The sequence below is a fragment of the Streptomyces sp. NPDC054841 genome, from assembly GCF_053611045.1.
The window spans coordinates 1-9,415 of record NZ_JBSGZO010000343.1 but is presented as its reverse complement, the minus strand read 5'-3'; the positions used below and the strand labels follow the sequence as shown (position 1 = coordinate 9,415).

The following is a 9,415-nucleotide window of genomic DNA, read 5'->3' as shown; positions in this document are numbered from 1 at the left end:
GAGGCCAGTAGCCTGCGCAGGCGGCGCGGTTCCAGCCAGCCGTGGTTGACCGCGTCGTACATCGCTCCGTGCCCGCGCCGGTGTTCGGCCGTGAGCGTCAACTCGACCAGCGAGGTGACCGGGCCGTCCGAGCACAGCACCGCGTCCGTGAGCTCGAAGAGCGCGTCCGCCCGGGTGTAGAGGCAGTCGTAGAACTGGACACGAAAGTGGGACAGGACACCCAACGCGGCGTCAGCAGACTGTTCAAGGGCGAGACTCTTCACCAGCGGCCGTTCCTTCACGCGACGTTGCTCGACACTTCGAAGCGTGAAGAACGGCCGCCCTGCTGTCCCGGGAACGAACCAAGATCAGCGGGTCAGGTGAACGGCCGAGGTTAAACACCAAGCTGATGGCCCGTGCCCAGGGGGGTACGGGCCATCGTGTCGGGGCCTTGGGATCAGGATCAGAACTTCTTGCCAGTCTCGGCATCGAATGCGCTACCGGTCGGGGAGAGGCGGATGGTGCGGGAGGTCGCCCGCGACCCTTCCTTCCAGGTTCTTCCCCCAACCGCTATGCGGACCGTCACGTCGGCGAAAGGGTCTTCGACGGGCAGCACAATCTCAGGGTACTTGGGGAACCAGCCGTCTTTCCGCTCGCTGAAGACGCTCTCCCCAGCCGCATCGAGGCGCAGGTACTTGGCATTGAACTGAAGAGGTGTCTGAAGTATAAGCACGACGCGTTTGCCGTCCCTGCTCCAACGGGCTACCAGGTCTGCGCTGACTCCGTCGATGTCGAGTTCTGCTCCCGACCTGCCCTTGTAGGCGGAGGCTTTCCGCGTGCGTTCCTGCTGGTGTTGTTCGTCCTCTGCGTTCTGCCACACGCCCGCGGCCGCGATGGCGAGGGCTGCGGTCACGGCTACGTAGGGCCAGGCGCGTCGGCGCGTCGGCGCGGACGGTGCATCGTCAGCAGTCCGTGCCGGCGGCTCGGGCTCGGGCCCGCGATGCCACGCCGGGGGCGTGCTGGCGTCGGTCTTCTCGAACCACTCGACGTCTTTGCCCATGCGGGCGACGGTAGCGCGCAGCTGCACCGCTTGGTCCGGGCTGCCGCACAGTTCCGCCACCCGGGCCCGGGTCGACAGCCACGACGCGGCCTGGTCAGAGTTGATGCCGTGGGCGTTGATGTCCTCGCGCTCGCCGATGGCGGCCATTTGGGCGGCTTCGCTGCACCGGCCTTCCATCGCGGCCTGGAGGACGTCGTGGTGCCGGGTGTCGATGACGTTCGCAGGCATCTCCCAGTCCCGGGCACCCTCACCCCCGTCGTTGGTGTCCTGCTCGGCTGGTGCCGGGAGATCCTCGCCCTGGTCGTCGTCGCCGGCGACGTCGGGGTCCGTCGCAGTCGCAGTTTCCTCGACGGCCAGGGCCTGCTGTGCCTTGCGACGCCGCGATGACGTGTCGGTCAGTGCGGCTTCTTCCGTGCTGAGGACGGTTTCGATGATGTCAACGTAGTCGGGGCCGACCTTCCATACGGCCTGTCCCGGGTCCAGTGTCGGGATCTTGTCGACCGCCCAGGAGGGCAGGCCGAGCAGTGCCCCGACGATGGCCGCCTCTTCGGGACCCAGGCGTCCGACGTGGGCGATCTCGCACAGGCGAGCCAGGTCCTGCGCCGGGCCGTCGCCCAGGTCGGACAGCGTGTGCATTACCACGTCCAGCGACAGCCCAGCTTTCCGGCTGTTCTTCAGGAGTCGCTGGATCAGTTCGCTCGTGGCCGGGGACAGCAGGATCTGCCAGGCCTCTTCGAGCACCAGGTGTCGGTGCGCTGCGGTCGACTGGCGCAGCCACACGTGTTCTGCCCAGCACGACACCGCGGCCATCAGCGACGGGATCGCGGGGCTGTTGCGGTCCAGGTGGGAGAAGTCGAAGCTCAGGATCGGCAGGTCTGTCTCGGGCAGGGTCGCGTCCTGGCCGTCGAACAGGCCGCGCAGCGAGCCCTCGGTGTAGCGGGACAGCGCGATCGCGGCGCCCTCGCCCCACTCGGTGAGCTTCGTGGCCGGCCACCTGCCGGCCTCGGGGCGGACCAGGGCGTCCACCAGGCCGTTCAGCGACCCCGCTTTCGGATGGTTCAGGCCGTGCTGCAGGGCGTGGGTGGCCTGGTGGGTGAGCGCGCTGGGCTCGACGGCGGCGATCAGTGACCGGATGAGCTGCTCGCGGACCTCGGGCGGTAGCAGGGCGCTGCACGGGTTCAGCGTGAAGGAACCGGCCTCGATGACCTGGCCCCCGAGGGAGCGGACGAGCGGCGCCCACTCGCCGTTGGTGTCCTCCCCGAAGGAGTCGATGACGACGGCCTGGTGAGCGTGGTGGAGGATTTCGCGGCGGATCCGTGCTTTCGCGGTCGTCGACTTGCCGGAGCCGATGCCGCCCAGGGCGAGGCTGTTCGTGGCGGGCAGGACAGCAGCCTCGGTGCGGACGGGGGAGAGGTGGAACGGCCGTCCGTCGAGGAGTGATCGTCCGATCGGGATCCCGGGGAAGGCGGTGCTTGACGCGACGAGGGGCGCCGTGATCGCGGCGTGGCTGGAGGGCAGGCGGATCACAGGATCGCCCCTTTCCTGGCGGAGGCTCCGTGGGGGGTGGTCATTACGTGGGCGCGGTGCTGCTGGCCTGCGAGCCAGTCGAGATGGAGTCGGTGCCGGTCGGCCGCAAGAGACGCCTGCCAGCGGGCGTCGGTGACGGCTTCCGGGCTGTCGCCCCACACCGTCAGGTAGGCATCGATGTCCACGAGGGTCGCGCCCTGAACGAGTGCGCCGTGCGCGGTGCTGCTGGCGATCTCGTGCACGTCCTGCTTGACCTTGTCGGTGGTGAACGCCTCGGCTGCGGCGCGCTGCCACTTCGCCGAGCGGCGGGACTGGGCCGCCGGAAGCGGCCGGCACAGGACCGCCAGGGACCGGTCCGTGCCCTGCCCGAGCAGAAGCTTCGGCATGAGGTCTCCGCCGGTCTCCTCGGGCCATGCGGTGATCCGTGCGGTCGCCGCGTAGCGGCCATCATCCAGAGCGGCCCAGCCGGGGCCGCGGTCGGTCACGGCGGGCATCGGGTCAGGCTCAGCCGGCGTCAGGACCCCGAGGGAGGCGAACTCGCTCTCCAGGGTGTCGATGACACGGGCAGGCTGGCCAACCAGCCCCTTGGGGACGTGGACAGAGATTGTCTGCGTGTGGGCCGTGTAGTCGCCGACGGAGGCGTGGTGCGTGACGTGGATCTGGATGCCCGCGCTGCGGGCCTGCCCGCCCGCGAACGCCAGCGCGCGGGAGAACGCGTCATGGAAGCCGGCCCTGCGCTGCGCGTCCTGCATGGTGCCGTGCTCCGGGTAGAGTGCCCAGGTCGTGGTCGCTCCCGGCTGGGCGAACACCGTGGCCGGTGTGGTGCGTTCCCGCAGACGCCGGTAGCCGACGGTTGCCCACCGGGCGATCGAGCGCGGCCCCGGCGCGAGATTGAGCAGCACCGCAGCCGCGCCCACCGCGCCGAACGTCCACGCGGGCGGCGGGGTGAGCATGGCCGATATCAGTACGGCGCCCCCGACCCCGGCGTTCGCCTTCGTCAATAGTGTCTCGGCAGGGCTGAGTCCGCGCTGCAGGGCGGGGATGCGATAGCCGGGCGTCAGGGAGTACACGGGAATTCCTCCTTGGGTTCTGTGGCCGATGGAGCCCTGGCCCCGGCGTTCGCAATCGCCCCCGCTGGGCGAGAGAGCGAACGCCGGGACCAGGAGCAGCCGGTTATGGGTTGCGGGGCCGGTCGGGCGCCGGACGCGGGTTCGGAACCTGGGTCGCCCGGGGGCTGGCCGATGGGGCCTGGGGGTTCGGCGCCTGGTGCTGGACGGCGGCCCGCGCGTGCCGCCGCGCCTGGTTGATCTGCGTGCTGCGGGCCGCGCGTTCGGTCTCGTCACGCTTGGCCTTCGCGACGGCGGACGCGGTGGTCAGCCGTGCCGGCCGATGCTCTTGCTTGATGCCGTACGCGGCGAACAGAACCGAGCGGTCCTGGTGCACGGCGCGGCGCGGGGTGTCCACTGCACGCGGACCCCTTGGGGTGTTCTCCTGCTCGTAGACGTCCGGCGCACCAGCGCGCACGACCGCCCGCGCCAGCGGGTTGGCCGTGTTGCGCTCAACCAGTGCCCGGGCGGCGCCAGCCACCTTGGGTCCGAAGTACGGGATCCCGTGGAAGATCATCCGCAGCATCAGGACATCTGCGGCGACCAGCAGGACGGCGTCCACGACGAGCGAGCCTTTGGCGAACTCCACGAACGGTGAGACCAGCAGCAGCGCGAATGGGGCGAGCATCAGCCCCAACAGCCGCATCGCCCACGCCTTGACCGCGGACGTGTCGCCCCCGCGTGCCAGGGATGCCAGCACCAGGGGAGCCAGGCACACGAACGCGAGGATCCCGAGCTGGCGCGTCATGAACACCAGCGCGGCGAACGCGAGGGCCACGACCAGAGCGGAGATGATGATCAGGATCGCCAGCGGGTTTCCCGAGTCCGCTCCCTTGCCCAGGTCGTCGCGGATGGTGTTGAACAGGGTCGATTCGTTGCTGTTGAACGCGGCCGTGAACGCGCCGCTCACGGCCTTGTTCAGCAGCATCACCGCCCCCGGGACCGACGCCATGCCAGCGACGGCCGCGAGGGTCCACCCCGTGGATGCCCCCATCTGCTTCAGGCGGGGTGCGCCCTGCCAGGCGGTCAGGGCGCACACGACGACCACGCACACGAAGACGGCCACGGCCAGATGCTGACCGAGCCACAAAAACGGCGCGTACAGGCCGTCTTCGGACTTGTCGGGCGCCCAGGTCTTATCCGGCGCGACAAACCCCTCGATCTTCCTGATCAGGTATTCGGCGAGGTCTTTGACGTGGTCGGAGGCCCCGTCGGTGATGCCGTCGCCTCCGCCCTGTGCGGGGTCGCCGGGGGGACCGTCTCCCGAATCGCAGTACGCCCGCGTCGGGCCGGGAACCCCGTCACACGGATCGTTGTCCGGCATGACGCATCAGCCCTTGGCTTCGGTCACGGTCGAGAACAGGGTGCCGCCGTAGAGCGCGAGGATGACGGCGACGAACAGCGTGCCGACAGCCATCGATCCCTTCCGCAAGGCTCCCTTGGGGTCGTTGGACAGCTGGAGCAGCATGCGGACGGCGATCACGGCGATCACGGCGGCGATGCCCTTGGTGACGAGGCCGCCGCCCGTGAGGCCGATGGTGTCGAAGAAGTCCTTGAAGCCGCCGGACATGTCGATCGGCTTGGCGAGGATGAACTTGCGCATGGGTCAGATCTCCTTGCTGTGGTGGGGTACGGGACGTGCGACGGCGTACAGGTCGGGCATCGTGTCCATGGGGTCGTAGCGGACCTTGGTGCCGGGCCAGGGAGCGTTGATCATCCAGCCGTCGCCGATGTAGATGCCGACGTGATGGATGCCGGTGGGGCTATTGCCATAGAAGACCAGGTCTCCGGGGCGTACCTGTCCGGGCTTGACGGGTTCCGATGCCGCGTACTGCTGGGCTGCTGTGCGGGGCAGGGAGATGCCGGCCTTCGCGTAGGCGTAGAGAACGAGCCCGGAGCAGTCGAAGCCTGTGATGGATTGTCCGGAGCGGCCTTTGGGGGAGCAGCAAGTCCCCGTGCTGGGGCCGTTTGCGTTGCCTCCGCCCCACGAATAGGGAGTGCCGATATTCTCTTTCGCGGCGTCGACCGCGGTGGCGGCCTGTGTCGTGGTCGCGGTTTTCCCGCCGCCGGATGGCTGGTTGGCGAGTGCGGTGATGGATCGGACGTAGTTCCGTGTCTCCTTGTAAGGAGGGACACCGCCGTATTTGCGGACGGCGCCGCTTCCAGCGTTGTAGGCGGCGAGCATGTTGTTCTGCTTGTTGCCGGGAACGTCCTCGACGTCTTTGGCTATGTCGCACAGGTATCCGGCCGCTGAGGGGATCGCGTCCTCGGGATCCCACACGTCGCGTAGGCCGTCTCCATTGCCGTCGATTCCGTGGGTCTCCCACGTCGACGGCATGAACTGTGCGATGCCCTGCGCGCCGACCGGTGACCGTGCTTTCGGATTGAATCCGGATTCCTGTGTGAGAAGCGCGGCGAGCAGGTTCGGGCTGACTTCGGGGCAGGTGTTTCCCGCGTCCTCGATCAGTTTTCTGTAGTCAGTGGGGACGGACATGCTGAGCGCCGTCTCCGCGGGGTCGTCACCGGCGGCCTGCACGAGTGCGGCCACGACGACGGCCGCGGTCGCTCCCACGCCGATCGTGACGGCAGTAGTGCTGCGCAACGAGCCTCCTCCCTTCTTCCTGGGCTTTTGAGTGTTTGTGCTGGTCAGAACTGCCATGCCGGACCGCCATGGCACCGCCATAGGACGGTCTGGGACCGCCATGGGGCAAGCCGGTATGGCGGTCCCATGGCGGTGGATGGCGGTCCTGTGGCGGTGGGGTGGCGGTGCGGGGTGGCGGTCACGAACCGGACATAGCGGCTGCGGTGAGATCGGCCAGCCGGTAGCCCCGGCCCTGCGTGGTCTTGCCCGCCGGGACGCCGAGCAGCCGGTTGAGCTGCTTTCCGCGCTCTGCCGGATCGGTTTCCTTGATCCCGAGAGCCGGAGCCAGCTCGGACGTGACCATGAACTCCACCCCGCTGCTCCGCATCAGGTCGATCGCCTGCTTGAGCGGAGATCCCGGGATCGCCTTTTCGCGCCGGGCGCAGGCTTCGTCGACCACTTCCCAGATGAACCCGTCCGGAAAATTGAAGCCGCGAATCAGGGTGGATGAGCCGTTCGCGAACAACACGCCCTGGCCCTTGATGTCCGAGTCGAGGAGCGCCGGATGGATCGGGGTCATCGTGTCGAAATATGAGTCCCCGAGGGCGACTTTCGCGCTGCCCTCCGATGCCACGTACAGGCACATCCGGTACAGGAACTGATCCCGCACTTTCACCGGGATCGCATCCTTCGCCGGACGCTGCGTCAGCATCACCGTGGAAATCCCCGATTCCAGAGATTTCGCGACCAGGGACCGCGACTTGTCCTCTACCCGTCGCACCTGCTCTTTCGATTCGTTGGTGCCGTTGTGGGTGTAGAAGTCGGCGGCCTCGTCGATGATGAAGAACACCGGCTTGAAAACCGGTGCCTGCTGCCGGGCCCGGATGGCGTTCTGCAGCTTCACGTACCGGCCATCCACGCGGGCGTTCAGCTCATCGAGCATGTCCTCCAGAACGGCGGGATCGTCGGATGCCTCATAGTGGACAGCCAGCTTCTCGAACTTGGTCAGGCCGCACAGCTTCCCGTCGAGCAGGTACAGGTCGAACTCGCCGTACGCGATCAGCAGGCACGTGATGAGCCCGTTGACCAGGGTTGTTTTGCCCATCTGGGTCATGCCGCCGATCAGCAGCGACGCCTTGTCGAACGTCGGCACCCCGGCGAGCCGGCCGGTGACATCGTGGCCCAGAGGAACCCCCGCGAACGCCTCGATCTCCTGCCGGGTCGGCGCGGGGAACAGGCGGCTGAACGGAGGCTCGTTCAGCACCAGCAGACGCACACGACGCTCACTCTGACGGCTGGTCTCCAGCTTCAGGTGAAGGCGGGTGACCCCGAACATCCCCGCGATGGGACCCAGCCGCCGGGCGACATCGTCGTGCGTACGGCCCTTTGGTACCAGGAAGTTGTAGACGGTGCCCACGGGCAGCGTCTCGACGCTGACCTCATCCGCGAGGACCCGTTCGTCCCGGCCGATGGCCCCAGCCCTGCTGAGCACCGCGGTCAGTTCCGCGTGAGGCTCACCCTCTCCCGGGGAGTCCTCGACAGGCGTCTGCGCCTCGCCCACGGGCTGGACAGGCGATTCCTGCCTCAGGCCCGCAGAAACCTCCGCGCTGCGCGCCCACAGGCGCGCGGCGCCCGTACGGATCTTCCAGGCCAGGTAGCCGAGCGCGATCAGCGCACCGGCGGCGAGCAGAATGGTGGCTGGCCAGGACAGGCCGAGCTTGTCCTTGATGGCGGCGAGGACACCGAAGGCGATGGCCAGGACGCCAATCGCGCCCGCCGCCTGCCCATACGAGTCCTCGCCCTGCTTCTTCTTCCCCACACCCCCTCCTTCGTTCCGATCATGAGCACGCGAGCATAACTCGCACACATCTTCGAATTTGAGTGCAGGCCGGAGTTGTCGAGTTCGTGGGTCAGGGCGATGGTGCGAGGCATACGGACCTCCTGGTCGAAAGGCGGGAGCGGCCTTGGGCTCTTCCCGTTCCGGGGCGTGCGGAAGGCCAGCGGCCCGTGGTGCGGGCGACCGGCCTGGGGGAGTGCTGCGGGGCGCGGGCAGGAGGTTGCCCGCGGCTCCCGCGCGGCGGGAGCGTTCGCGCTGTCCGGCTCCCCTTCACCGCCCGAACCGGGGAAGCCGGTGCGGGCGGATCAGGCAGCCGCCCAGAGCGGATCAGGAGGCGTTACGGGCGCGCTTGCGAGCGGCACGACGTTTGAGGGCACGGCGCTCGTCCTCGGACAGGCCGCCCCACACGCCGAAGTTGTCGCCGCGCTCCAGCGTGCCCTGGAGGCAGCTCTCGATCAGCGGGCAGCGGCGGCAGAAGGCCTTGGCCTCCTCGATCTGCAGCAGGGCCGGGCCGGTGTTGCCGATCGGGAAGAACAGTTCGGGGTCTTCGTCAGCGCAGGCCGGCCGGGGCCGCACGGGGATGGCAGTGGAGACAGGCGCGTAGGAGGAGGTGCGTACGATGGTGTGTATAAGGGCCTCCCAGAAGGTCCGTTGCGTACGAGACAGCCCCCGGGCGGCCACCCTGGGCTGTTTGTGTGTTGGCGGTGGCCGGACGGCCGGAGCGGGGCGGAGTCCTGACGCTCTCCGCCGGCCCCGCCCGTGAAGGCGGGGGGACGACGGGCAATGCCGGGGGATCAGCGGCGCTGCTGCTTCGATTGGCGCTCGCGGTAGTCGTCCTGGAGCTGGGCGAAGCGCTTGTGGATCGGAGCGCCACCCGTGCAGTCCTGGCCGGCCTGGCAGGGCTCGCAGTCGGCGGTGTGATCGGTGGAGTCCTGGAACGCGCGCATGTAGCGGACGTACAGGTCATCCATCGGCTTGGTCATCGGCGGTTCGCCTCCGACCGCTTGTTCTGCTCCGCGTTCTTCCGCGAGAGCTCCTCGCGCTCCGCGTCGGTCAGGCTGGTGATCACGCCGCCACCTCCCAACCAGCCAGCGCCGGGGCGGTGGTGGGCAGGAGCACCAGGGCGACGTCAACGTCGTGGGCCGCGTCCTCGGGCTCGTAGCCCTTGGAGTCGTCCTCGCGCTCGATGTCGTCGATGATCCCGGCCCGCGGCTGCGGAACGGTGCGTGTCATGCTGTGCTGCATCAGGTCCTCCAGGCAGGTCCTGGACAGCCCCCGGGATCCCTAGTCCCTGGGGCTGTCGTTGTTCTGGCTGCTGTACGAGC

General features: G+C 68.4%; 10 protein-coding genes. All 10 read right to left on the bottom strand.

Translation table 11 applies throughout. From position 1 onward, the window contains the following. On the bottom strand, positions 1 to 224 hold a 224-nt coding region (locus ACWGI8_RS32345; RefSeq protein ID WP_453666355.1), incomplete at its 3' end, for a transposase. Positions 225 to 442: 218 nt separating this feature from the next. Beyond that, entirely contained in the window at positions 443 to 2,566 is a 2,124-nt protein-coding gene (locus ACWGI8_RS32340; protein WP_453666352.1) for a hypothetical protein, read from the bottom strand. After that, the gene (locus ACWGI8_RS32335) at positions 2,563 to 3,636 is read right to left on the bottom strand and encodes a hypothetical protein (protein WP_453666350.1); all 1,074 of its coding nucleotides are present in this window, start codon (positions 3,634 to 3,636) and stop codon (positions 2,563 to 2,565) included. Before ACWGI8_RS32335 ends, ACWGI8_RS32340 begins: the two co-directional genes overlap by 4 nt. Before the next feature lie 103 nt (positions 3,637 to 3,739). Beyond that, positions 3,740 to 4,996 carry a hypothetical protein gene (locus tag ACWGI8_RS32330; RefSeq protein ID WP_453666349.1) on the bottom strand — a complete coding sequence of 419 codons (1,257 nt, stop codon included), beginning with the start codon at positions 4,994 to 4,996 and terminating at the stop codon, positions 3,740 to 3,742. A 6-nt stretch (positions 4,997 to 5,002) separates the two neighbouring features. After that, complete coding sequence (locus tag ACWGI8_RS32325) at positions 5,003 to 5,275, bottom strand: hypothetical protein (protein WP_453666347.1); 273 nt, start codon at positions 5,273 to 5,275, stop codon at positions 5,003 to 5,005. 3 nt (positions 5,276 to 5,278) lie between these two features. Continuing rightward, entirely contained in the window at positions 5,279 to 6,331 is a 1,053-nt protein-coding gene (locus ACWGI8_RS32320; protein ID WP_453666346.1) for a bifunctional lytic transglycosylase/C40 family peptidase, read from the bottom strand. 121 nt (positions 6,332 to 6,452) lie between these two features. Then, positions 6,453 to 8,072: an FtsK/SpoIIIE domain-containing protein gene (locus ACWGI8_RS32315; RefSeq protein WP_453666345.1), complete on the bottom strand. Its 1,620-nt coding sequence runs from the start codon at positions 8,070 to 8,072 to the stop codon at positions 6,453 to 6,455. Between the two features lie 345 nt (positions 8,073 to 8,417). Next, on the bottom strand, positions 8,418 to 8,672 hold the full coding sequence (locus tag ACWGI8_RS32310) for a WhiB family transcriptional regulator (RefSeq protein WP_453666354.1): 255 nt from the start codon (positions 8,670 to 8,672) through the stop codon (positions 8,418 to 8,420). A gap of 212 nt (positions 8,673 to 8,884) precedes the next feature. Beyond that, positions 8,885 to 9,073, bottom strand: coding sequence for a hypothetical protein (locus ACWGI8_RS32305; RefSeq protein ID WP_453666343.1), 189 nt, complete (start codon positions 9,071 to 9,073; stop codon positions 8,885 to 8,887). Between the two features lie 82 nt (positions 9,074 to 9,155). Next, positions 9,156 to 9,323, bottom strand: coding sequence for a hypothetical protein (locus ACWGI8_RS32300; RefSeq protein ID WP_453666342.1), 168 nt, complete (start codon positions 9,321 to 9,323; stop codon positions 9,156 to 9,158). Positions 9,324 to 9,415 lie beyond the last annotated feature (92 nt).

Excerpts from the sequence above, each read along its gene's own strand:
- ACWGI8_RS32330 (WP_453666349.1), bottom strand. The coding sequence starts at position 4,996 with ATGCCGGACAACGATCCGTGTGACGGGGTTCCCGGCCCGACGCGGGCG.
- ACWGI8_RS32325 (WP_453666347.1), bottom strand. The coding sequence starts at position 5,275 with ATGCGCAAGTTCATCCTCGCCAAGCCGATCGACATGTCCGGCGGCTTC.
- ACWGI8_RS32320 (WP_453666346.1), bottom strand. The coding sequence starts at position 6,331 with ATGGCAGTTCTGACCAGCACAAACACTCAAAAGCCCAGGAAGAAGGGA.
- ACWGI8_RS32305 (WP_453666343.1), bottom strand. The coding sequence starts at position 9,073 with ATGACCAAGCCGATGGATGACCTGTACGTCCGCTACATGCGCGCGTTC.
- ACWGI8_RS32300 (WP_453666342.1), bottom strand. The coding sequence starts at position 9,323 with ATGACACGCACCGTTCCGCAGCCGCGGGCCGGGATCATCGACGACATC.